The organism is Mucilaginibacter gynuensis (assembly GCF_039541195.1).
In the GTDB taxonomy this organism is placed as follows: Bacteria; Bacteroidota; Bacteroidia; order Sphingobacteriales; family Sphingobacteriaceae; genus Mucilaginibacter; species Mucilaginibacter gynuensis.
On the sequence record NZ_BAABFT010000013.1, the window covers coordinates 22,361 to 46,639 of the forward strand.

At 44.1% G+C, this 24,279-nt stretch carries 20 protein-coding genes, 1 tRNA gene and 1 riboswitch; of the genes, 16 read left to right on the plus strand and 5 right to left on the minus strand.

Going from position 1 to position 24,279, the window contains the following annotated elements; translation table 11 throughout:
* Window positions 1-64: 64 nt before the first annotated feature.
* Entirely contained in the window at window positions 65-1,972 is a 1,908-nt protein-coding gene (locus ABD894_RS20400; RefSeq protein WP_345212925.1) for a DUF294 nucleotidyltransferase-like domain-containing protein, read from the minus strand.
* Window positions 1,969-2,670, minus strand: coding sequence for a 3'-5' exonuclease (locus ABD894_RS20405; RefSeq protein WP_345212926.1), 702 nt, complete (start codon window positions 2,668-2,670; stop codon window positions 1,969-1,971). The genes ABD894_RS20400 and ABD894_RS20405 overlap by 4 nt, the downstream gene beginning before the upstream one ends.
* A gap of 380 nt (window positions 2,671-3,050) precedes the next feature.
* Here ABD894_RS20405 and ABD894_RS20410 point away from each other — a divergent pair, with 380 nt between their 5' ends.
* From ABD894_RS20410 to ABD894_RS20445, 8 genes are all read left to right on the plus strand, one after another.
* Window positions 3,051-3,629 carry a helix-turn-helix domain-containing protein gene (locus ABD894_RS20410; protein ID WP_345212927.1) on the plus strand — a complete coding sequence of 193 codons (579 nt, stop codon included), beginning with the start codon at window positions 3,051-3,053 and terminating at the stop codon, window positions 3,627-3,629.
* 102 nt (window positions 3,630-3,731) lie between these two features.
* Window positions 3,732-4,421 carry an HAD-IA family hydrolase gene (locus ABD894_RS20415; protein WP_345212928.1) on the plus strand — a complete coding sequence of 230 codons (690 nt, stop codon included), beginning with the start codon at window positions 3,732-3,734 and terminating at the stop codon, window positions 4,419-4,421.
* A 1-nt stretch (window position 4,422) separates the two neighbouring features.
* Window positions 4,423-5,733: a DUF5690 family protein gene (locus ABD894_RS20420; RefSeq protein ID WP_345212929.1), complete on the plus strand. Its 1,311-nt coding sequence runs from the start codon at window positions 4,423-4,425 to the stop codon at window positions 5,731-5,733.
* Window positions 5,730-6,854: a TIGR03364 family FAD-dependent oxidoreductase gene (locus ABD894_RS20425; protein WP_345212930.1), complete on the plus strand. Its 1,125-nt coding sequence runs from the start codon at window positions 5,730-5,732 to the stop codon at window positions 6,852-6,854. The genes ABD894_RS20420 and ABD894_RS20425 overlap by 4 nt, the downstream gene beginning before the upstream one ends.
* Window positions 6,855-7,035: 181 nt before the next feature.
* A riboswitch (SAM riboswitch) is annotated at window positions 7,036-7,150 on the plus strand.
* Window positions 7,151-7,256: 106 nt separating this feature from the next.
* The gene (locus ABD894_RS20430; protein WP_345212931.1) at window positions 7,257-8,393 is read left to right on the plus strand and encodes a cysteine desulfurase family protein; all 1,137 of its coding nucleotides are present in this window, start codon (window positions 7,257-7,259) and stop codon (window positions 8,391-8,393) included.
* A 37-nt stretch (window positions 8,394-8,430) separates the two neighbouring features.
* Window positions 8,431-9,066 carry a peroxiredoxin gene (locus ABD894_RS20435; protein WP_345209172.1) on the plus strand — a complete coding sequence of 212 codons (636 nt, stop codon included), beginning with the start codon at window positions 8,431-8,433 and terminating at the stop codon, window positions 9,064-9,066.
* A 112-nt stretch (window positions 9,067-9,178) separates the two neighbouring features.
* A tRNA-Cys gene (locus ABD894_RS20440) sits at window positions 9,179-9,249 on the plus strand.
* A gap of 112 nt (window positions 9,250-9,361) precedes the next feature.
* Window positions 9,362-10,078: a superoxide dismutase gene (locus ABD894_RS20445; RefSeq protein WP_345212932.1), complete on the plus strand. Its 717-nt coding sequence runs from the start codon at window positions 9,362-9,364 to the stop codon at window positions 10,076-10,078.
* Between the two features lie 70 nt (window positions 10,079-10,148).
* Here the strand turns inward: ABD894_RS20445 and ABD894_RS20450 are convergent, their stop codons facing one another.
* On the minus strand, window positions 10,149-11,360 hold the full coding sequence (locus tag ABD894_RS20450) for a hypothetical protein (protein WP_345212933.1): 1,212 nt from the start codon (window positions 11,358-11,360) through the stop codon (window positions 10,149-10,151).
* Window positions 11,361-11,498: 138 nt separating this feature from the next.
* Here ABD894_RS20450 and ABD894_RS20455 point away from each other — a divergent pair, with 138 nt between their 5' ends.
* The 8 genes from ABD894_RS20455 (at window position 11,499) to ABD894_RS20490 (ending at window position 22,746) form a co-directional block, all read left to right on the plus strand.
* On the plus strand, window positions 11,499-12,116 hold the full coding sequence (locus tag ABD894_RS20455) for an HAD family hydrolase (RefSeq protein WP_345212934.1): 618 nt from the start codon (window positions 11,499-11,501) through the stop codon (window positions 12,114-12,116).
* 619 nt (window positions 12,117-12,735) lie between these two features.
* On the plus strand, window positions 12,736-15,900 hold the full coding sequence (locus ABD894_RS20460) for a SusC/RagA family TonB-linked outer membrane protein (RefSeq protein ID WP_345212935.1): 3,165 nt from the start codon (window positions 12,736-12,738) through the stop codon (window positions 15,898-15,900).
* A 4-nt stretch (window positions 15,901-15,904) separates the two neighbouring features.
* The gene (locus ABD894_RS20465; RefSeq protein ID WP_345212936.1) at window positions 15,905-17,290 is read left to right on the plus strand and encodes a RagB/SusD family nutrient uptake outer membrane protein; all 1,386 of its coding nucleotides are present in this window, start codon (window positions 15,905-15,907) and stop codon (window positions 17,288-17,290) included.
* A gap of 31 nt (window positions 17,291-17,321) precedes the next feature.
* Window positions 17,322-18,656: a DoxX family protein gene (locus tag ABD894_RS20470; RefSeq protein WP_345212937.1), complete on the plus strand. Its 1,335-nt coding sequence runs from the start codon at window positions 17,322-17,324 to the stop codon at window positions 18,654-18,656.
* A 4-nt stretch (window positions 18,657-18,660) separates the two neighbouring features.
* Entirely contained in the window at window positions 18,661-20,082 is a 1,422-nt protein-coding gene (locus tag ABD894_RS20475) for a hypothetical protein (RefSeq protein ID WP_345212938.1), read from the plus strand.
* 27 nt (window positions 20,083-20,109) lie between these two features.
* Window positions 20,110-21,633 (plus strand): hypothetical protein, encoded by a 1,524-nt coding sequence (locus ABD894_RS20480; protein ID WP_345212939.1) that lies wholly within the window; start codon window positions 20,110-20,112, stop codon window positions 21,631-21,633.
* 49 nt (window positions 21,634-21,682) lie between these two features.
* Window positions 21,683-22,366, plus strand: a complete 684-nt coding sequence (locus tag ABD894_RS20485; protein WP_345212940.1) for a pseudouridine synthase — start codon at window positions 21,683-21,685, stop codon at window positions 22,364-22,366.
* A gap of 110 nt (window positions 22,367-22,476) precedes the next feature.
* On the plus strand, window positions 22,477-22,746 hold the full coding sequence (locus ABD894_RS20490) for a hypothetical protein (protein WP_345212941.1): 270 nt from the start codon (window positions 22,477-22,479) through the stop codon (window positions 22,744-22,746).
* Between the two features lie 3 nt (window positions 22,747-22,749).
* On the opposite strand, the gene ABD894_RS20495 is transcribed toward ABD894_RS20490, so the two are convergent.
* Window positions 22,750-23,301 carry a CAP domain-containing protein gene (locus ABD894_RS20495; RefSeq protein ID WP_345212942.1) on the minus strand — a complete coding sequence of 184 codons (552 nt, stop codon included), beginning with the start codon at window positions 23,299-23,301 and terminating at the stop codon, window positions 22,750-22,752.
* 67 nt (window positions 23,302-23,368) lie between these two features.
* Window positions 23,369-24,121, minus strand: coding sequence for a tetratricopeptide repeat protein (locus tag ABD894_RS20500; protein ID WP_345212943.1), 753 nt, complete (start codon window positions 24,119-24,121; stop codon window positions 23,369-23,371).
* Between the last annotated feature and the right edge of the window lie 158 nt (window positions 24,122-24,279).

Consider the following 24,279-nt stretch of genomic DNA (forward strand, 5'->3'; position numbering starts at 1 on the left):
CGATTACGGTTGCAAATGACGGCGCGAGGCCTGTCTGTTAACCGTAATCGTTACAAGTTTTATGTTACCCAAGCAAGCTGCTGGTAAAGGTGAGTTTTATTTTAGTTTGAAAATTTTGAATCACCTTAAAGATCTCCTTCAGTGTAACCCGCTCAATTTTGCTCAATCCCGAAATATCTATGTAGTTATCAGGCGATGTATGATCGTGCAGTAGCTGGATGGTTTGGTTTTTAAGCCGCATGCTCATCAAAAAATAGTACGATTGCGTTAGCTCGTTATACTCGGCATCGGTGAAGATGCTTTTCTCTTTCAGCGCTTTCATCCGCTCACCTGTATTTACTTCAAAAATGCTGTTCTTTAGCGCGTAAACCCTCACCAGGTCAACAATGGGCGACATCGCTTTTTTTATATCGAACACCTCGCGGGAGTCTTTAGTAAAGGTGCGGATATTGTTAAAAAAGGTTAACGGCGGCTCGTATTGCAACGCGTTTTTAGCCATGTGGAAAAACAAGCGGCCTAATGGTTCCTGTAACTTTTCGCCCAAAAAATCATGAAGCTCATCCATAATGGTATCATCGCCATAAATGGTGCGGCAATCAAAAAAGGTAGAAAAATTGATCACCGTTTCCGGTACTGATTCATCCATCCATTCCTCGTAATTCTTTTTCCAGTGCGATAGCGAATGCGTCCACTTTGGGTTTTGCGCCATAAAGCCGCCGGTACAAAAGCTAAAGCCAATGGTATCCAGCTTGGTTGATACCTGCGTGGCAAATTCCAGGAAATAATCCCTTACCAGTTCGCGGTGTTCGTTGGCCTTGTCTTCGTAAATAATGGCGTTATCCTGGTCGGTTTTAAAGGTTTGCTCTTTACGGCCTTCGCTGCCCAGCACCATAAAAACAAATTTGGCAGGCGGCTGCCCTAAACCGGCAATTACATGCTCAATTACTTTTTGGGCAATGGTATCGGCAATAGTAGTTACTACCTGGTTGGCTATCTGGGCATGTACACCACGCTGTAAAAGCTGGTTTACAAAGGCTGGCACGGCATCCCATTTGCGCTTCAATTCATCATCAGATACAGCCGACTTTACCGACTGGATAAATACCAGCGGCGATTGCGCCTGCTCGCTCAATAACTTGTTGCGGCTTAAAAAACCGATATAATCTCCATCGCGTTTTACCAGCAGATAACGTGTTTTGGTGCTGAACATCATCAGCAAGGCCTCATACACATAAGCCTCGGCATCAACACTTACTACCGGTTTATCCATTACGGTGTTAATGGCATCCTGCGGATTGCGTTGTTGTGCTATCACCTTATCGCGCAGGGTAATATCGGTTACGTAACCTTCTATTTTATGTTGCTCGTTGCAGATGAAAAGGCAGCTCACCTTTTGCGCTGCCATAATACGCGCCGCTTCGTGGATAGGGGTAAGGCTGCTGCATTTTACAATCGAGCGGTACTCAATACTCTCTATCTTCCGCGAATACAGCTGATCCGCAGCCGAATAATCTTCTTCAACGGCTGTGGGGCGCTTAAAAAAATGCACAAACTCTTCGTTCTGCATGCGTTTGCCAAACTCCGACGAAAAGTACTGGAAAAAGGCTTCGTTCGATTTGCAAAGCGCCCTGAAATCGCGGCGGTGCAAAAAGTAAACTGTAGTACCCTTGGTAGCCATTACCGTACGTAATGATTGTCGCCTGTTCAGCAATACGGATACGCCACCATAGCAAAAGCCGGGTTCGTGTATTTCAACCAATCGTTTATTTTGGGCGCTATCGTAAAAAAAGGATTCGTAATGGCCTTTTACAATAATATCCACACCATTCATCTTGGTTATTTCCTGCTGATAAATAATGGTGTCTTTATTATAGCTGATCTCCTGTAACTGATCGGCCACTTGCAGCAGCGTATCTTCGGGGAGCAGGTTAAACGGAGTTACGCTTTTAAGAAATTCCAATCGTTCATTCATACCAGATAAAAGATTAAAATGCCTATCAATACTACTAATAACGCGGGCAATACGCAACCCGTATTTTTGCCTGTAGGATTTCGCCACTTAGCAGCTTCCGCGTTTTGCTCATCAATAAGTTTAGAAGTAATTTCTCCGCGGTTAAGCAGTTCAAAATAGCATTCGGCGGTAGCCTCGGTATCCACCAGCGCGTTATGCTGGCCTTCCAGTTCTTTGTAAAAAAGTACCCTGTATAATTCATCCAGCCGCAGCTGCCGTGGCATAGGGTTGCGGGCCAGGTATTTGGAGGCGAGCATGGTGCAAAAAACGGGCAGGGTATGCAATGGGTTATCAATGCCTGCACGGTGCAGGTCGGCGCTGATCACGTAATAATCGAGCTTAATAAAATGGCCTATAACCATTGGCCTGAACCTCAGCATATCGTTCACCAGTAAATTCATTACCTCGCTGCGGCTTTTGCCATGTTGGGCAAGGTATTCATCGGTAATGCCATGCACGCGCAGGGCCGATTCGCTGATCTCGAAATCAGTATTGCGGATGTAGTGGTCCTGCCGTTTTATTTCCTCACGATCGTGATTGTAAATTATCCATGAAACCTGAACCGCGTGAGGCCAGTTATCGACAGCCGTGTAAGGCACCGACCAGTTTTTGGGCAACCCGGAAGCTTCGGTATCAATAAACAAAAAATAATCACTCACAAAATAGCTGGTTTGGCCATACGGCAGGTTTAGGCAGTGAATTTACAATAATTTACCTTTTATAAGCAAACCACACAAAAAAGTCGCGGTAACTATTATGCTACCGCGACTTTGATTTTTTTGATATAAGATGATTGCCGTTATGTTTTTATACATAAAACAGGATAACCATATTATGAAAATATTAAGTGTTTGTAACATTGTGCTATTGGTGAGCGGCTAACAGTATGTTAAGTTTTTATTAAACTATTTGGAATTCAGGTTTTTATATCTCCATGAGCATCCGTTGCTTTTTTGTTTAAAAGATATTAACCCGTTAACCTATTTCTAATGCACTTGCTTATTAGTTACTTTGTAACTTTTAAAACTACCTTATACCAATGGAAGAGGATATCCTGCTACAGATAAGTAACCGAATAAAAGAACGTCGCCGCGAAAAAAATATAACCGTACAGGAACTTGCCATAAGGGCCAATGTAAGTAAGGGACTTATTTCACAAATTGAGAACAGCCGCACTATACCATCGTTAATAGTATTGATAGATATTATTAAATCGTTGGATATAGATTTGAACGAGTTCTTTAAAGATATCCGCTCAAAAGATAATCAGCAGCCTATACTTATAAAACGTAAGGAAGATTACGATCATTTTGAGAAGGAGCATGCTAATGGTTTCAGTTACCAGCGTATCTTCACACAATCAATACAGCAATCAACCATTGATATCGTTATACTGGAGTTAACACCCGATGCTAATCGTCCGTTGGTAGAAACCGAAGCTTTTGAGTATAAGTATATATTAAAAGGCAGGGTAGAGTATCAGTTTAATGATGACCTGATAGCGCTTAACGAAGGCGATTCGATGCTTTTTGACGGTCGTATACCCCACACGCCACGCAGCCTTACTGATACGGGAGCTACCATGCTGGTGATTTACTTCTTTGAGGATAAAAAATAGCCGGTTTTATTTCGCCATGAATACTTAACTATACTTTAACACAAAATTAGTTTGATTTTAATAAACAAAGTTTAGTATTGTTAAACTTTGTTTGTGCGATAAATGGCAATAAAATTAGTAGTATTTGATATAGCCGGTACCACGGTTAAAGACGACCATGATGTAAGCAAAGCCTTCCAAGCGGCGCTGAAAAAGTTTGGTTACGAGGTTCCGGTCGAGCTGATCGATCCGTTGATGGGCTACGAAAAAAATCAGGCCATCAGGCAAATGCTGCGCCTGCACGAGCGTCGCGAAGAAAAGATCACTGCCGAACTGGTAGGCAAAATACATAAAGAGTTTGTACAGCAAATGATACTGCACTACCGGCAAGCGCCCGGTATTGAGCCATTGCCCAATGTAGAAGAAACATTTGCCGCGCTCCGCGCCAAAAATATACAGATAGGTATCAATACGGGTTTTTCGCGCGATATTGCCGATGCCATCGTAAACCGTCTGCAATGGCAGGAGAAAGGGTTGATCGATTATTTGGTAGGGTCTGACGAGGTAGAACTTGGTCGCCCGCACCCGTACATGATCCAAAAAATGATGGATGCCGCCGGCATTAAAACCGGAAAAGAAGTGGCCAAAATTGGCGATACCGAGGTTGATGTACGCGAAGGCCAAAACGCAGGTTGTAAATATGTGATAGGCATAACCACAGGCACATTCACCCGCGCCGAGCTGGAAGCCTACCATCCAACCCATATAATTGACGATATAGCACAAATTGTTGACATAGTTAGCGCCAAATAAAATGAGTATCATTAACAATTTGCGCGCAAAGGTCGCGGGCTGGCCTTACGCTTTATTATCGGTAATGGCAGCGGTTTCTGCTTTTGGCGCTTACACTTCTATGTACGCTTTCCGCAAGGCTTTTGCAGCAGGTACATTTACCGGTCAGCACTATTTTAATGTTGATTACAAAGTTTGGCTGGTAATAGCGCAGGTGGTTGGTTACACCTTCAGTAAGTTTTATGGTATAAAATTTATTGCCGAAGTAAACCCGGCCAAGCGGGCGCAAAGCATATTGCTGCTCATCGGTGTATCATGGCTGGCTTTGCTGGGTTTTGCATTTGTACCTGCACCTTACAATATAGTTTTTCTTTTTATCAACGGTTTTCCGCTCGGTATGATATGGGGGTTGGTCTTCGGGTATCTCGAAGGCCGCCGCTCAACCGAGTTTATGGCAGCCGTTATGTCTATAAGTTTAATATTCGCGTCGGGTTTTGTAAAAACGGTGGGGCGTACGCTGCTTAGCGCGTTCCATATAAACGAATATTGGATGCCGTTTATCACCGGGGCTATTTTTGTGCTGCCTCTGCTGCTGTTCGTTTTTTGTTTGGAACTGATACCACAACCATCCGCGGAAGATAAACAACAGCGTGCCGAGCGCACACCTATGAACGCCGCCGAACGCAGGCAATTTATCATACGTTTTTTGCCGGGTATTATTCTCACGCTTATCATTTACGTATTGCTCACCATAATGCGCGATGTACGCGATAATTTCGAGGTAGAGATATGGGCCGATCTGGGTGTGAAAAGCAATAGCATTTATACTAATATCGATACGCTTATCTCTGTTATTGTACTGGTAGCCATGAGCTTGCTCATCCTCATTAAAAAGAACTTACGGGCATTCAGCGTTATTCACCTCATGATCATCGGCGGCTGTGTGCTGGTAGGCGTGTCAACCATATTGTTTGATCTGGAAGCCATCAGCGCAATAACATGGATGACTATGGCCGGATTAGGTTTATACCTGGGTTATGTACCTTACAACGCTATTTTCTTCGAGCGGATGATCGCTTCATTTAAATACCGAAGCAACGTGGGTTTTGTGATGTACATAGCCGATGCCGCCGGATATTTGGGCAGCGTAAGCGTATTACTTATCAAAGAACTTGGCAGACCTACCATTAGCTGGGGCGCGTTTTTTAAGGAAGGCGTTTTGATCGTTGCCATAGTTGGCGGCGTAAGCGCGGTAATGTCATTAATATATTTTTTACAAAGTGCGCGAAAAAGTAACAAAAGCGCCAAAAATTTAAACATCATCACGGTATGAAACAAAAGTCGGCAATAGTTATAGGAGCAGGCATAGTGGGCCTTGCAACGACAAGGGCACTGGCTACACGAGGTTATAAAGTCACCGTATTTGAACGTAACGAGCGTGCTGTGGGTGCATCAATACGTAATTTTGGTATGGTGTGGCCAATAGGGCAGGCCACCGGGCCAATGTTTGAAAGGGCCATGTTATCGCGCAGCATCTGGAAAACAGTTTGTACCGAAGCCGATATTTGGCATGACGAAGTTGGCTCGCTGCACTTGGCTTATCACGATGATGAGCTACAGGTAATTGCCGACTATGTGGAAGCCAACAAAAATGACCGCGACTGTGCCTTACTTACACCGGCCGAAGCGCTGCAAAGATCACCGGCTGTAAACCCGGATGGTTTAAAGGGTGCTTTATGGAGCGGTGAGGAAATGATCATCGAGTCGCGGGTAGCAGTAGGGCAGGTGGCCGCATACCTTGCCGGCAAGTTTGGTGTAGAGTTTCACTGGAACACGGCCATAAGCCAAATTCAAGCGCCAAAGGTTTACTCCGGTAAACGTACCTGGGAGGCCGACGAAATATTTGTATGTAGCGGTGCCGATTTTGAAACCCTGTATCCCGAATTATTCCTGCAAACCAATATCAGCAAATGTAAATTGCAAATGATGCGTTTGGTTACCCAGCCCGAAGGTTGGCGCATAGGTCCGTCGCTTTGCGGTGGTTTATCTATGATCCATTATCCGGGTTTTCAAATCGCGGCATCATTGCCTGCGCTTAAGCAACGTTATGAGGAGCAATATGCTGAACATTTAAAATGGGGCATCCACGTAATGGTATCGCAGAATGGCGGCGGCGAGCTCACCATAGGCGATTCGCACGAATATGGTTTGGTGCATGACCCGTTCGATAAGGAATTCATTAACAAACTAATTACCGATTACCTGCATACCTTCGCTACTTTTAAAGACTGGAAACTGTTGCAATCGTGGCATGGTATCTACCCCAAAATGATGAACGGCGAAACTGAATTTATAACCGATCCGGAACCGGGTGTAACCATTATCAACGGTGTTGGCGGCAACGGGATGACGCTGTCATTCGGTCTTTGCGAGCAATATTTTGCGGGCAGATGATCTGCTAATTGAGCTTTTCAACAACCTAAATAGAGAAAAAAGCGTCTGGTTTAATTACCGGGCGCATTTTTATTTAGCTGTAAATCAGTATTAAATAAATTATTTCAAATAAAAACTATAAAATCTATGTAAATAGTAGTTTAAATATGTATGTTTGCATCATAATAATTGTTCTTTATTATACTTATCCAGAAAGACAGAGGGAAAGGCCCTATGACGTCTTAGCAACCTGTACCGGCTCTTGAGCTTGTAAAAGGTGCTAATTCCTGCTCCGCCACAAAGGAGGAAGATAAGATGACAAATATTTTAAGACTCGCTCAGTAGCTTTTCTTTTTTGCCTCTTTTCCGGATAAGTCGATACAAAAACATAACTGTTAACGATTTATAAAAAAGAGAAACAAAATGAGAATTTACCTTGATAACGCCGCAACTACTCAACTCGATAGCGAGGTATTTACCACCATCACCCCTTACTTACTCGAATTTTTCGGAAACCCTTCGTCGCATCACGAGCATGGCAGGCAGGTAAAAAGCGCTATTGAGCAGGCAAGGCAAACCATTGCAGGTTTACTGAACGCCTCGCCAAACGAGATCATCTTTACCAGCGGCGGCACCGAGGCCGATAATACTGCCATACTATCAAGCGTACGTTCTCATCAAATAAAACACGTAATTACTACGCCCTTTGAGCACCACGCGGTACTGCACACACTGGAAGAGCTGCAAAAACAGGGCGAAATAAAATTAAGCTTCATCAATATAGATAGCAGGGGTAACCTTGATATCGATCACCTCGAAACCTTGTTGCAAAACAATACACGTTCGCTGGTATCGGTAATGCATGCCAATAATGAAATTGGTAACCTGAACGATATCGAATTGATCGGCGAGGTCTGTTGTAGCTACAGGGCAATTTTTCATTCAGACACAGTTCAAACCATCGGGCATTACCGCCACGATCTGTCAAAACTAAAAACGCATTTTATAGCAGCTTCGGCACACAAGTTTCATGGGCCAAAAGGGGTAGGTTTTCTTTACTGCCGCGATGGTGTACAGCTTTCGAGGTTATTACATGGCGGCTCGCAGGAGCGCAAATTAAGGGCAGGTACCGAGAATATTCACGGTATAATTGGTTTGGCAAAAGCGTTGGAAATAGCTTACCGCGATATTGATGAGCATCAAAAATATATACAAACATTAAAAAACAGGATGATCTATAAACTACAGGAGCAGGTTGGCGATGTATATTTCAATGGTAATTCGGCCATTGCAGATAAAAGCCTTTACACTGTGCTAAGCGCGAGCTTGCCGGTTAACGCCAATGCTTTCGATCTGTTAGCTTATCTCGATCAAAACAATATATCGGTATCAGGCGGCAGTGCCTGCTCTACCGGTTCGGCATCGCATGTATTACAGGCCATCAATGCCGATGCATCGAGGAACACCATTCGTTTTTCGTTCAGTAAATACAATACCGCTGCCGAAATTGACCATGCAGTAAGCGTATTGGCAGCAGTTTATGATTCGGTTGCCGCATAATTAATTAGGATACAAACAACATAAATACATAATCACCATGAGTTTACGATTAGGAGACAAAGCGCCCAACTTTACGGCGCAAACATCATTAGGCGAAATCGATTTTTACGAATTTTTAGGGGACAGCTGGGGCGTGCTGTTCTCGCACCCTGCTGACTATACACCTGTATGTACTACCGAGCTTGGCCGCACGGCATCATTAAAAGATGAGTTTGATAAACGCGATGTAAAGGTAGTTGCCTTAAGTGTTGACGGAGTAGAATCGCACAAAGGCTGGATACAGGACATTAACGAAACCCAGAATGTGGAAGTGAACTTCCCGATCATAGCGGATGAGCACCGCGAAATAGCCGAGGCTTATGATATGATCCACCCGAATGCATCGCTAACCGCAACGGTAAGATCATTATTCATCATAGCGCCCGATAAAACCATTAAACTGATCATAACTTACCCTGCATCAACCGGAAGGAATTTTCAGGAAATATTACGGGTGATAGATTCATTACAGCTAACCGCCAACTACAGCGTAGCCACACCTGCCGACTGGAAAGAAGGCGAGGACGTGGTAGTAGTACCCGCGATTAAGACAGAAGATATCCCGGCCAAATTTCCTAAAGGTTTTACCCAGGTTAAACCTTATTTGCGCTTAACACCGCAACCCAACAAATAATTTATTGAGCAATTTGATGAATGAGTGCAGGGTGTGATAACAACATTGTAGGTTAATTAGTTATCGTGCCCACTCAATCACTCATTCACCAAATCACTCAATAACACAAAACAGTCGCGTGACCGAGAGGAGAGGTGGGGGTCTGCAAAACCTTATACGGCAGTTCGAATCTGCCCGCGACGTCTGTAAAAATTACTTGCAATGTCAAAAAACCGTTGCATAAGGTAATTGTTGAGAATATGAATACTTTATCTTATAAATTGCAGTTCGAAATACATCATATCAATATAAAGACATGGAAAATAAAAGTCGCCGAAAATTCATACAAACAAGTTTAACCGCTACAGCGGCAATAGCGGTAGGTTTACAGGCCAAAGGCGCGTTTGCCGCCGATGCATTAGCAGGTGCCGAGCCTTTTAAATTTACACAGGTGGCATTGCCATTTAAATATGCCGACCTGGAGCCAAGCATTGATGCTTTAACCAACGAAATACATTATACCAAGCACCACACCGCTTACATTAAAAATGTAAACGATGCCATAGTTGCCGAAAAGATACCCTACACTACCGAAAAGGAATTTTTTGCCAATGCTTCAAAATTATCGGCAAAAGCACGTAACAATGCAGGCGGCGCCTGGAACCATAATTTCTTTTGGTTAAGCCTGCGTGCACCGGGTGGTGCAGGCCCAAACGGTAAACTGGCTGATGCTATCACTGCTTCATTTGGTTCGCTTGATAAATTTAAGACTGAATTTAATGATGCCGCTACCAAACGTTTTGGTTCGGGTTGGGCATGGTTGGTTAATGATGGCGGTAAGCTAAAAGTAACTTCAACCGCTAACCAGGATAACCCGCTATTTGACAATGCCGAAGTAAAAGGTACTCCGCTTTTAGCGCTTGATGTGTGGGAGCACGCTTATTACCTGAAATACCAAAACCGCAGACCTGAATACATCGCCGGTTTTTGGAATGTGGTAAACTGGGATGCCGTAGCGAAAAGATTAGTATAAACAACTACCATAAAAAGCAAAGCGCCGTGTACAAGAAATACACGGCGCTTTGTGTTGTAAAAGGTACTGGTTAAAATCTTACTATTTCCGGCTCATAATGGTACACGATCTGGAAAGGCGTATTTTTAAGTTTGGAGGAGATCTGGCCAATGCGCAGGTCTTCGGGTTGCAGGGTAGGTTCGCATACCGAATAGGTTTTGCCCTTGTAAACTATAGGTTTGCCTACAGGTTTATCAAGCTGTACTGCTATGGTAATGTGTGTAGGATACAGCATGGCTATCATTGGTTTGTTATAGATCTCGCGCACCAAATAAAAGAACAAAGCTGCCCGGTCGTCACAATCGCTGTATTGGGCAAACAAGGTTTCCTCGGGCGACAGGCGTTTTTCCTTGCCATAGTTTTCCTCATCATCTTCATATAAAAAGGCGTAGCGGGTAAAACGCATCAGGTAATCGATGCCTTTCTTTTGGCTCATGCCTTCCAGGTTTATCTTTAATAGCGGAATGAGCGAGCCGTAAGTTTCTTTGCTTAGCGGGATGTTAAAATACGATTCAAAATCAACCCCCGGGTAGTTGGCGAAGATGCTTTGCACGTCCTTATTCAACTTCACATTAAAGTGGTATACCTTGTGCTTATACTCAAACTCCAGCTTTTTCTCTACGTAGTTTTCGGGTTTAAAATCGGGCATGCGGGTAACCTTGTATGAGAACGCTTTTTTAGCTTCTGGCACTATAATATCTACCGGGTAGGGCGGATCCTTATGCAGGTCTGTTTTAGCATAATCGTGGTAATTGAGGCACATGTATTTTTTGTTATTCACCTCAAAAAACGGAATATCGCTTATGTCCTCATCGTTATAAATATAAAATATCACCTTATGGTCGGCAGTAAGCGCCAGCCTTGCATCATAGCCCGATTTGGCGAGCAGGAACCATTTGTACAGGGTATAGCGACTGTAATTATCAGCTTTGGGGCTTATTTCCTGCGCTGTTTTACGAATGAGCTGATAGTACAGCCAATCGTTAAGGTGGTGGCCGTTTTTATAAGCTAAAAGCGAATCCATCAATGGCTGATAGGCTGATTGGTTAATGCTGCTGTAAAAGGCTTTTATATCTGCCGGTTTTAATTCGGCAGGTGCCGTGACAACCATATTGGTGTTGATCTCGGCGTTAAAGGTGCCGTCGTAAAAGTCAATAGAGAAGCTGCGCTTATCTTGCCCGTAGGTAGTTGTAAGTGTTAAAAGGAGTAAAACTGTCCCGAATATTTTGAATAAGCGGTCCATAATTGGTTACGTTAATTATATATAAATATAATAATAAATTAATATATAAATCAAAAGTTTTTATTAAAGAAACTATTTTATGTTTTATTGACAAAATTGTAGCAGAAGCATTGGTGTATTTTTTACACTTTTGTATACATGAATGCAAATACCGACCAAAAATTCCGGGCCCTAAGCAAGCTGGCCGACGGCGATTTCGAAGCTTTTTTATATGATTGTGACGGCACCCTGGCCGATAATATGCCTGCCCATAAAGCAGCTTTTATAAAACTGGCCGCCCAAAGCGGTGTTGACCTGGATGGCGCCGCCATTGTTGACGAACTGGCCGGCTGGCCGGTAGTTAACGTAGTAGAAGAAATTAATAAACGCTTTAACAGCACATTTGACCCGGTAACTTTTGCCGAGCAACGCTATAAGATATTTTTTGACGAGTTTATTGATGACACCTTGCCGATTGATTTTGTGGTAGAGCATTTGAAAGCCAACGCGGGTAAGATCAGGATAGGGATAGTATCCGGAGGGCACAGGCACGCGGTTGAAAAAACGTTGCGCATACTCGGTATATATGAATTGGCAGATGTGTTAGTATGCGCCGGGGAAACCCCGCATGGCAAGCCGCATGCCGATCCGTTTTTGGCTGCCGCGACAGCACTGGGTGTCGATCCGGCAAAGTGTATGGTGTTTGAGGATGGCGATGCAGGTGTAAAAGCCGCCGAAGCCGCCGGTATGCAATGGATTCGTATAGACAAGATATAATTTCCCTCAATATTTCAAAAACCTGCAATGCATAACGCATTGCAGGTTTTTTTGTGTCTTTTGAGGTTTTTTGAAGGATGAAATATTGTGTATGAAGCACTGTTTGACAAATTATTTAACAAAAAATATAAAATCTATAGGATTAGTAGTTTATTTTATATAAGTTTGCTGTCAATTACCACAATGTACTTTCAATAATGAAAAAGCTATCACATACTGTTCCATCTCAATGGCTAAATATTGACAACAATATTTTAGTATGTGTATGTTGTTGTTGCTGATCCCATCCCGATAAGTCTTAAAGTTTTTCAGGTTTTTTAATTGCTCATACCTAACTGTAACTGCTTACAGCTTTGTTTTGTTGCGCCTCGAAATAAATTTTCATGCTACGGGTATGCACTGCCGCCAACGGGGCAGTCAATAAAACATTCAACTTTTACCTGATTTAAAAAGGAGGTTTAACGGAATACAACATTTATCAAACCAGTTAACTGCTTAAACAGCAGTAATAAACATAAAGGAGATGCACGAGGCACCTCCCCAGCATTCAATCAAACTGAAACAGGTTATCAATTGGCGTTGCACCTGAATCAATCATATAATTAAACATTGTAAAAATATGCAAAAAAATGACAATGCCGGGCAGTGGTATAAAACCGCCCTGCAAAGCTCATTAGTAAGCAAAAAACCGGCTTATTCACGTAATTCAACATTTGCAAAGCCGGGTGTTACTAATTTCTTTTCGCTTTTTAACAGGCAAACGGCCCTTGTGCTTATCAGCCTTATATTAACAGTTCCGTTTGCGGCAAAGGCGCAAAACACACCCATTATTAACTCCACACTGGAGGGTAGGGTAGTAGACGCGCAAACCAAAGAAACCTTGCCGGGTGCATCGGTATCAATAAAAGGTACCACCCACCAGGTAGCAACCGATGGCGATGGTAAATTCAAATTTGTTACCGGCCAAAAATTCCCGTACACGCTTATTGTAACCTTTGTAGGCTATACCACACAGGAAACTGTGGCCAACAGCGGCACTATCGAAGTTCGCCTTCAACCGGCATCGCAACAGTTAAATGATGTGGTAGTGGTAGGTTACGGCACACAACAACGTAAAGATGTTGTGGGTTCCATTTCTAAAATAGATCCATCTAAAACAAAAACAATACCCGAGGGCAGCTTCGATGCGCAATTGCAAGGCAAGGCGGCCGGTGTACAAATCAATTCAAACATTGGTGTACCGGGTTCTGATATCTTTATCCGTGTGCGTGGAGCTACTTCAATTAACGCGAGCAATAGTCCGCTATATGTAATTGACGGTGTATTTGCCAATAACGGTACGCTGCAAAACATTGGCCAGGACAGGGCTACATCGCCATTGGCGGATATCAATCCATCAGATATTCAAAGTATCGAGGTACTGAAAGATGCCGTTGCCATAGCTATTTACGGTTCGCGCGGTGCTAACGGTGTGGTTATAGTAACCACTAAACGTGGTAATTACGGACAAAAAACCAAAATAGAGTTTAGCGCTACAGAAGGTTTCGCGAAAGCGCCAGCCGATAGGGTATGGAAAACTACCACTGGTCCCGAGCATGCTTTACTGGTGAACGAATACAGCCGCAATATGGGCAAGGCCGAGCCTTTCAGACCGGCCAGCGAGGTTGTGAATGGCGTAGCAGGCAGGGGATTACCCCAGGATCAGCCTACTTATGATCGTATGAGTTACCTGAACCGTACCGCAAGCCTGCGCGATTATGATCTGGGCATCAGCGGAGGTTCCGAAAAAACGAAGTTTTACTTAGGTGCCGGTTATACCAACCAGGAATCTATCTGGAAACCAATGTCGTTTGAGCGCGAGAGCATGAAGATCAACCTCGACCATAAGATCAGCAGCAAGATCTCTATAGGTACAAGCAATACCCTGAGCAGAAGCTACCGCAACCAGGCCCGCCCGGCTAATGGAGGTAATGGTACACTGTTACAGGCATCGTTAAACATACCAACTTACCTGCCCATATTTGATGCCAATGGCACACCGCTTAAATGGGTGAACTTTGATAACATTGCCACGTTAACCAGCCGTGTTAACCTATGGTCAACCAGTTTGCATTATATAGGTAATACCTATTTAGATATCGAGATCAGCAAGCACTTAAAATTCCATTCGAGCGTGGGTGTTGATTACAACAACTACGAAGAGAACGAATACTGGCAAAAGAACACCATTTTGGGTAATGCCGGTGGTAAGGGTACGCAGAGCGTAACGGCGTTGTCAACCTTGGTTAACGAGCAAACGCTGAACTATAATAACAAAGTTGAAAACCACAGTTTTGGGGTACTTATTGGTAACACCATACAAGGGCAGTTTGTAAAGAACGTAACCGCTACAGGTACCAATTTCCCTAACGACTCATATACTCAAATTTCATCGGCGGCTTTGCAAACAGCATCGCAGTCAAACTCGGTAAATAAGCTGGCTTCGTTCTTTTCGAGGGTGAGTTATGATTATGCCAAAAAATATTATTTAGAGTTTACTGCACGTGCCGATGGCTCATCAAAATTCGGTTCGGATAAACGCTGGGGCTTTTTCCCGGGAGCGGGTGTTTCATGGCGTATTAACCAGGAGAAATTCCTGAAAGATGTACAGCAGATCAGCAATCTGAAACTACGCGCCAGCTATGGTAGCGTGGGTAACCAGGAGGGCATCGACGATTTCGCCTCTCGCGGATTATGGAATGGCGGTTACGGCTATTCAGACCAGGCCGGCGGCAGCGAAGGTCCGGGTACGGCGCCATATCAGTTAGGCAACAGCCAGCTGCATTGGGAACGTACTACACAGTTCAGCGTTGGGTTAGATCTGGGCTTGTTTAACGATCGTTTAGGCATTGAGTTTAACTACTATAATAAAAAAACCAGCGATGCATTATTGAAGATTCCTTTGGCCGCCATAGCAGGTTTCCCAAGCTACTTCAATAACTTCGCGCAGATCAGCAATAAAGGTTTCGAGTTGGGCATTACTTCTACCAACGTTAAAACAGAAAGCTTTAACTGGAGCACCGAGTTCAACATCTCACAAAATAAAAACAATATTGATAAGATCCAGGCCGATATTCCTTTCGCAGGTCGCGATTTGATCCGCCTGCAACAAGGTAAACCACTGTACTCTTACTGGTTATACAAACAACTATCTGTTGACCCTCAAACCGGTGATGCCGTATTTGAAGATGTAAATAAGGATGGTAAAATTACCGCCGAAGACCGCCAGATTATCGGCAGTACCTGGCCTAAGTTCTTTGGTGGTTTAACCAACAACTTCAGCTACAAAAGCTTTGACCTGGGTATCTTCTTTACTTACTCATTCGGTAATAAAGTATGGAACCACAACCGTATGCTGGGCGAAACCGGCGGTACGCTGGATGCCAACCGCGTGTTACTGGCCTCACAATTGGACAGGTGGACAACTCCCGGACAAATTACCGATGTACCAAGGTTAACTGATGCCAACTATTCAAGACAGGAGAACAGCCGCTTTTTAGAAGATGGCTCGTTTGTGAGATTGCGCTCACTGTCATTTGGTTACACATTGCCAAAATCACTTACCGAAAGGGCTAAAATTGAGCGCCTGCGTGTATTTGTTACAGGTTCAAACCTGCTGCTGTTCACCAAATACAAAGGTGCCGATCCGGAATCAAACATCGGTCGCGATAACATACAGGGATACGATTATGGCGTGCCGCCGCAGCCGCGCACCATTCAATTCGGTTTAAACTTAACGCTTTAATATCATGAAAAAATTAACATATATAACACTTTCGCTGATAACGGTATTCGCGCTGTCATCGTGCAAAAAGTACCTTGAAACCGAGCCCAAAAACTTTGTTTCCGACGAAACACCCATATTCGATGCCATTTCCAGTCAAACCGCTTTGCGTGGTGTATACCGCCAGTTAGGCTCAACCGGTTATTATGGCGAAACCTATGTTACGTTAGGTTATTTCCCTACCGGGGATGTGAAAAACCTCACCACTGGCGGCGCGGCTAACCTGGTAAATGTAAATTTCAGGGCTGATGACGTAAACTTTAATACCGCGTGGACGGCTATTTATTACACCATTAACCGTGCTAACAACGTAATTACCCGCGTGCCCGATGTACAAGATCCTTTGTTTACCGACGCTGCCAAGAACCAGGTAGTAGGCGAAGCTAAATTTATCCGCGCGCTGGCTTACTTTGATTTGGCAAGGGCATGGGGCGGCGCGCAGATCATCCTGAAACCAACCACATCCATACAAGACCTGCCGAACATAAAACGCAGTACTTTAGATGAAACCTATGCGCAGGTGTTAAAAGACCTGGACGAAGCCGAAGCTGTATTGCCCGATGCCGTAAACCGCATTCGTGCTACAAAACGTACCGTGTGGGCATTAAAGGCAAGGTTATACCTGTATCGCCAGCAATGGGCATTGGCCGAAGAATTTGCAACCAAGCTGATCGATAAACCGGCCGATTACAAACTGTTGAAGCCTTTCAGCTCGTGGTTTGCCAATAATGTGGTGGCCACGCAGGAGTCGATCTTTGAGTTGGAATACAGTGCCATTAACCAAAGCACCATCCGTGCGCAAATGCAGCATCCTACCAATGGCGGTACCTATCGCTACGCGCCAACAGATAAGTTTGTGCAGTTACTGAATGATCCTGCTGTATCGGGTGGCCGTAAAGCTTTAATAGGCAGCGTTACCCAAGCCGGTAATACCTTGTGGTTTGGTAATTTATACTATCGTAAAGATGCTACCGATCCGGCTTACATTTTCAGGATAGCCGAAATATACCTGATCCGTGCAGAGGCAAGGGCGCATCTTAATAAATTATCAGATGTGGATGGCGCGTTGTTCGACTTGAACCAGGTACGTGCAAGGGCAGAGGTAGCTCCATCAACCGCTGTTACGCAGCAGGAAATACTATTGGCCATTGAGAACGAACGCCGTGTGGAATTTGCCTGGGAAGCACACCGCTGGTTTGATTTGGCACGTACCGGCAGGGCTAAAACAGTGCTGGAAGCCATCGACCCTAACATTAAAGTTGAAGCTTATGAGTTGCTGTTCCCGGTTCCTATTACCCAAATACAGCTCGACCATAACTTAACGCAAAACCCCGGCTACATAGGCAATTAATTTATCAGACCGCTATTAAAATTATAACCGTATGAGTTTTTTTAATATATCCAAAGGACATTCTTCGCAATGGAAGAATTATGAAAAACTGGCGCTGCGCTTCTTCTTCATTTATTTTGTGATACAGGCCGTACCGCTCGACTGGAAGTTTTACCGTGCCCTGTTTTCGATAAACTGGCTGCACCTCAATTTTTACGACCTGTTCAGCCTGTCGAAATACTCGCCGCAATTTTTTTCACTTACCGGCTACAGCAATTGGCTGGTAGCTATAGTGATAGCTTTAGCGGGCACCGCTATATGGACGGCCGTGCAAAAAAAGGAAGAGAATTACGACAGTCAGCTTTACTGGTTGCGGGTAATATTGCGTTACAGGCTGGCTATCGGCATTATCGCTTACGGGCTCATTAAATTGTTCCCGCTGCAAATGCCTTATCCATCGTTAAGCAACCTGCACACAAACTACGGCGATTTTTTTGCCTGGAAGATATATTTTCATACCATAGGTATAGTACAAGGCTACGAGGTGTTTTTGGGCATAGCCGAAATACTGGCGGGCGCGCTGCTGTTCTTTCGCCGTACGGTTACATTTGGTACCGGCATTATACTGGGCTTTACCGGTAACGTATTGGCTGCCAACATAGCTTATGATGCCGGCGAGCAGGTGTACAGCGCCTACCTCGTAGTTATAGCCCTGTTCTTATTCGCTTACGATGCGTCGCGTTTATACAACCTGCTCATCCAGGAAAATTATACCATCGCCAATAAGTTCAACCCTGTTTTCAGCGAAAGCGGGCTGAAGAAATTGCGGATTGGTTTACGTGCAGTGTTTGTGTTGTTTGTAGTGCTTTTAGGTTTTACTACTTATGCCAACTACAATACCGCACCCTATAAATTACCGCAAACGCCGGGCATAAAAGGCACTTATGGCTTTTACAATGTACGCCAGTTTAAGCTGAACAATAAAGAGATTCCATACACCATTACCGATAGCAACCGCTGGCAAAATGTGGTATTTGAAAAATGGGCTACCATCAGTATCAAGATAGCCAAGCCTATTAAGCTGGATGCGGGTACCGGCGATGTATACCATGTAAACGATATCGACCGCGATTTTGAATCGGTAGGGGTAGGCGGCAGGCGTTATTATGCCTACAAGGCCGATACGCTGGGCAAAACCATATCGCTTCAAAATAAAAACAAATATTACCCTAACGAAAAGTATCAGCTTAGCTATCAATTGGTAAACGATTCTACCATTATTGTTCAGGGGGTAAATGAGCACCGCGATTCGGTATATGCAGTGCTGGACAAGATCACCAAGAAATACCTCTTGTTTGAAGGCCGCAGAAAACCTATAAAACTGTAAGGCCATGGCAGCATACACAGATACAATTGCAGAAGAACCTGTAGCAACAGCAAGCGCCGCCGCTACAGGTTCAGATACGGCAGCCCCGGTTTGGACAAATACCGAAAAGATAGCCTTCCGTATCGCTTTTATCTTCTTTTTTATACTGACAGTTCCGCTCACACTGGAGTACTATCAGCAATGGTTTAATATAAATTGGCTCAATCCTCATATCCGCGATCTGGGAGGCCTTGGTGGTTCTGGTCTTTACTTTACAAGTATTAAATCAGAGAGCGGCATATTTGGATTGGCCAGTTATATCAACTGGGGCATTAGTTTGCTGATCGCCATTATTGGTGGAGGCATCTGGACATTGATTGATCGTAAAACTACCAATTACCGGGTATTGTACTACTTTATTACGGTTGCGGTAACCTTCGCCATGATCACGCGTTTGCAGGGGCTTACCTTTTCAAAGATCTTCCCTTCGCAAATGCCCGAACTGGCCTTAACACAATTGAATACCCCCTTTGGCGATTTTGTAGCGCAAAAACTTTACTGGATACAGCTGAGCTTTGTACCCCGGTACGAAACCTTTTTAGGCTTAGCCGAACTGCTGGTGATGATATTGCTCTTTTTCCGTAAAACAAGGGCATTTGGTGCCGCGCTGGCGGTATCAATGATAGGCAACATCGCCATATCAAACCATGTGTATGATGGCGGGGTGCATGTACTGGCATCGTTTTACGCCCTGGGCGGCACTTTTGTATTGTGGCGCTACCTGCCCGCGATATGGAATTTGCTGGTGCGCGAAAAAAATGTAAAGCCGCAGTTGTACTACTTCCCGTTCAATAAGCCATGGCAAAAGGCTGTCCGCGTTGGGCTTAAAATGTTTACGGTGGCTATTTATTTTGTGCTGAGCGCTTATCTGCATTACGATAACTACAAGCACGACTCGTACAAAGTACCTGCAAGGCTGGGATTGGCCAACTCACGTGGGTTATATGAGGTCACCGAATTTAAAGTGAATAATCAGCCTGTGCCATACTCGCCGCTTGATTCTTTACGCTGGCAAAATGTAACATTCGAAAAATGGTCAACCATATCATTTACCGTGTTCAACACCTTCAATATACATGGCGAAGCGGGGCGGGGCAAGCAGTTTAAAGATGTTGACCGCACGTATGAGTCGGCAGGTACCGGCGGTGGCCGCAGACATTATTATTATGAGGCGGATACCGTGAAAAAGATCCTCGTGCTATATAATAAGAACAAAAGATATAAGTACGAAAAGCTGGTGCTGCATTATAACCGGCCGAATAATAACCGCATTGTGTTATGGGGCAACAACGAGTATAAACAACCCATTTACGTAGTGCTGGACAGAAACGACAAGCAATACGCGCTTTACGAGGGCCGCGAAAAGCCCTTTATTGATAACCCCTGATAATATAAATTTTAGCAATTAATAATCATGGCTGAAGTAATTACCGAACCCCAAACCGCTCCTGCTAACACGGAAGTGAAAATACCGGCACAGGCATTTGAATTTAACCCCTGGACAAACATCGAGAAGATCGCTTTCCGTATAGCCTTCGTGTTTTTCGGTTTGTTCTCTATCCCGTTAGATGAAGGCTTTTATGTGTTCATATACAATATTGATTATGCCCACTTAAACTACCGGCAGCTTACCGAAATTGTGGCATTCTTTAATCCGCAGTTCATAAATATATTTTCGGCAAGCGGCTTTTTCGGGCTGGAGAGTTATGTGAACGTACCCTTTGTGCTGCTGGTAGCCTTGCTTACCGCGGCTATCTGGACAAGGCTTGATAAAAACAGTAAAGAGTATCATAAGCTCTACTATTGGGTAAGGGTAATTGCCCGTTACCGTGTGGCTTATGCCGCTATTGCGTGGGGTTATAAAAAGCTGTTCATTATGCAAATGCCCAGCGGAAACGAGGGCTTGTATAATACCGAGTTTATCGATTTTTTCGCCAAGCGTTTGTATTGGGAAGCCATTGGTGTAGCCCCGCGTTACGAAGTATTCTTAGGCTTCGCCGAATTTATTGGCGGCTTCCTGCTATTGTTCCGTAAAACTACGGGATTAGGGGCGGCCATTACCTTTGTGGTGTTCGGTAACATCGCGATAGCAAATCACGCTTATGATATTGGTGAGCATGTACCAAGCGCAGGTTTGGCCGCTGTTTCGCTGTTTATTTTATGGTATGATCTGCCCGGAATATGGAATTTGATAGTGAACCAGGTGAATACCCGCATAGTGCATTACTACCCGGTATTTAAAGTGCGCTGGCAAAAGTACCTGCGCTGGGCTATTAAGTATTCGTTCAATTTTGTATTCGTGCTGTTGTTCTTCATTTTTGAAGTATATGGCTATACGCATAACGATTTTTATAAGATCCCGAACACGCCAGGTTTAGCAGGAGCGAAGGGCTACTACAATGTAACCGAGTTTAAGCTGAACGGCAAGGTGATCCCGTATTCGCCGCTGGATAGCATACGATGGCACGATGCCGCTTTTGAAGAATGGTCGTCATTAAGCTTTAAGGTAGCTAACAGGCCGCAGCAAATAGAAATGTTTGCCGCAGGCAGTTATCCCGGCAATGATGAGGTGTACGATGGTAAATGGCATTTTGACTGGCGTGGCGATATCCGCAGGTTTAAAGAAGGAAAGAAAAAGAAGAAGCACAGCGCTGAAGGACGCGATTTGAGCATTACCTGGGAGTTATCCGGTCTGGGCGGCAGGCAATACTATTATTATAAGGCCGATACGGTTAATCACGTATTGCACCTGATCAATAAAAACAAAGCGAACCGCGATCAGAAACAGGAGCTGCACTACAGTAGGCCAACGGCAAACCGGGTTATTTTGTGGGGAACAAACGAGTTTAAAGATTCTATTTACGTGGTGTTAGATCGTACCCATCAGCAATACCCATTGGCTGCCGGGCGCGATACCAAACTCACGTTTACACCATAAATGAACGATAAGCGGAAATTAGAATATCTTTGCGGCTTACATAAACAGCATGCTTGATATTCTTTTTCGCGATGAACACCTGATAGCTATTAACAAACCACATGGTTTGCTGGTGCACCGTTCGCCCATTGCCATTGATGCCGAGGAGTTTGCCCTGCAAATGCTCCGCGATCAGATTGGCCAAAAGGTGAACCCCGTGCACCGTATAGACAGGAAAACCGGCGGACTGCTGCTGTTTGCTTTCGATAAACCAACAGAGATAGCCATGCAGCAGCAGTTTATGGAAAACCAGGTGAGCAAAAGCTACCTGGCCATAGTGCGTGGTTATACTGATGACAACGGCGAGATAGATTATGCCTTACGTAAGGAGAACGGAACCTTGCAGGAGGCCTTTACCGCTTACACCACCTTGCAACGTGCCGAAATTGATGTGCCGCTGGGCGCGCATGCCACTTCAAGGTATTCGCTGCTAAGGGTGGTGCCCACTACGGGGCGTATGCACCAGATCCGTAAGCATTTAAGCCATATTTTTCATCCAATTATTGGCGATCGTACCCACGGCTGTAACAAACAAAACAAGCTTTTTAAAGAGAAGTGGGACATGACCACCATGTTATTACACGCTGAAAATTTAGTGTTCAAACATCCCGTAAGCGGTGAGCAGGTAACTATAAACGCGCCTGTATTGCCTGGCTTTAAACAGGTTATGGATATGATGGGCTGGGCTTTGTAATTAATAACCGAAATGAGTATCTCGTAAAAATATTGTTTCAATAACGATTTAGCATCACGTTTTCAAAAACAAAATTGTAAGGCACGTTGTAATTATTAAAAAAGCGTGTTATGTTAGCCCCTGTTAGTTATAGACTATTCCATGATGGAAAGTATCGTGTTATTACCATTATTCCTGTAAATGAAACCCTTCCAAATGGGATGCTGCATTCAACGGGTGTGTATAAACTTTCTGAAGGGCCTGTAGGTTTGGGCGAGATCGTGTTTGACAGTAAGATGGAAAACTGGGAGTATAACGGCTTCGGCGACATCAGCTACCAGCAGGTAAACGAAATAATGCTCTACATAAAAAGGATAAACGAAGAGCAGGATGAACTGTAACGTTTAGCCCCGTTTCTGAATGATCTTGGCACCTTTCTTAATCATCAGTTGCTGCTCTTTCGAAAATTCTTCGCGACCGCCAAAATCCTGCACCCAATACTTTTTACTGGTTGATACGCCTACTTCTTTAAAGCCCGGATTCATGAGGTTGCGGCAATGGCCTTCGCTTTTAAACCAGCCGTTTTGTACTTCTTCAATGCTTATTTGCCCAAAGGCTATGTTTTCGCCAATCTCAAAACTACGGAAACCTTTGTAGGTATAACCCGCGTTAATAACACGATCCTGAATGCGGCGGCCATCTTTGCTTTCGTGGTTAAAGTAGTTGCGTTTGGCCATGTCTTCGGCATGGCCTTCGGCGGCCTTTTCGAGTTGTTCGTTCCAAACCAGGGGAGGTGCGGGCGGCATGTATTGCGTACCACATTTACAACCAGCCTGTCGTACGCGGTTTATGCGGTCTAAAAACTCCTGTTTAAAACTGCTGTTACTGTCCTGCGTGTTGCTGAGCAGTATCAATACAAAACTTAATCCTGCTATACTTAATCCCAATCGTTTCATATATCAGTATGACAAACGATAAAGCCGGTGGTTTAATTATGTAGGTTTGCTGATTTTTAAATCAGGATCAGATAGATGCCAGCTTTTTAGTTACAACAGGTTTCGCGGTTCTTTTATTCAACGCTTTCTTCTTTACCGGTTGATTATCGGCTATGCTAAGCGTTTTCGCGCTATTGATGCGTAAGGTATCGCTCAATAATTTTGATTTGCGGAGCGCTATTGATGCCTTCTTTTTATCCTTCATTTTGGTGTACAGCCTTGCGTAGCTTTTTTGCACCACAGCCTGCTTAGGTGCAACGCCGGTATGGGTAGATAGCTCGAGGGCCTCGTTCAGATCGCGCATGGCAAGGGTATAATCTTTAATATCGGTTTTTATAGCCGCCAGTTTTATCAACGATGTGATAATGTTGGCTGTATCATTCTTCATCCGCGATAGCGTGTTCGATTGCAGTATGAACCATTTGGCTTGGCTGTATTTTTTTTGAGTATGGTATATCTTAGCCAGGTTATCAAAAGAAGTACGCAAACCTGTAGTATCGCTGTATTTGCTGTACACATGCAACGCCTGATAGGTATAGTTAAGGGCCTCGTTTTGGCAATTTAGTTTTTGGCGTTTATTCAGCAAGCTATCGTATTGCAGCATGTATTCACCGGCTATTTGAATATAGATAGGACCTTTCAGCGAATCATTAGTAGTAAGTTGCAGTTGTTGTTTCAGGCTATCAAGGCCAATACGGAGGGTATCGGTATCACCGGCAATGGCTGATGATCTTATGGAAACGGCAATAATAATTGTAATCAGGGTAAGCAGTTTTTTCATATACTGTACAGGCTGTAAATAACTTATTACGCCTACAACAAATAGAATGCCCCGATTTTGCTTCTACTCAAATTATTTCACTCATGTAAAAACATTATAGCCTTTTAGTATGTTTCGGACATTCGGTGGTTGAAAAATATTCCGGATAAAAAATAAGC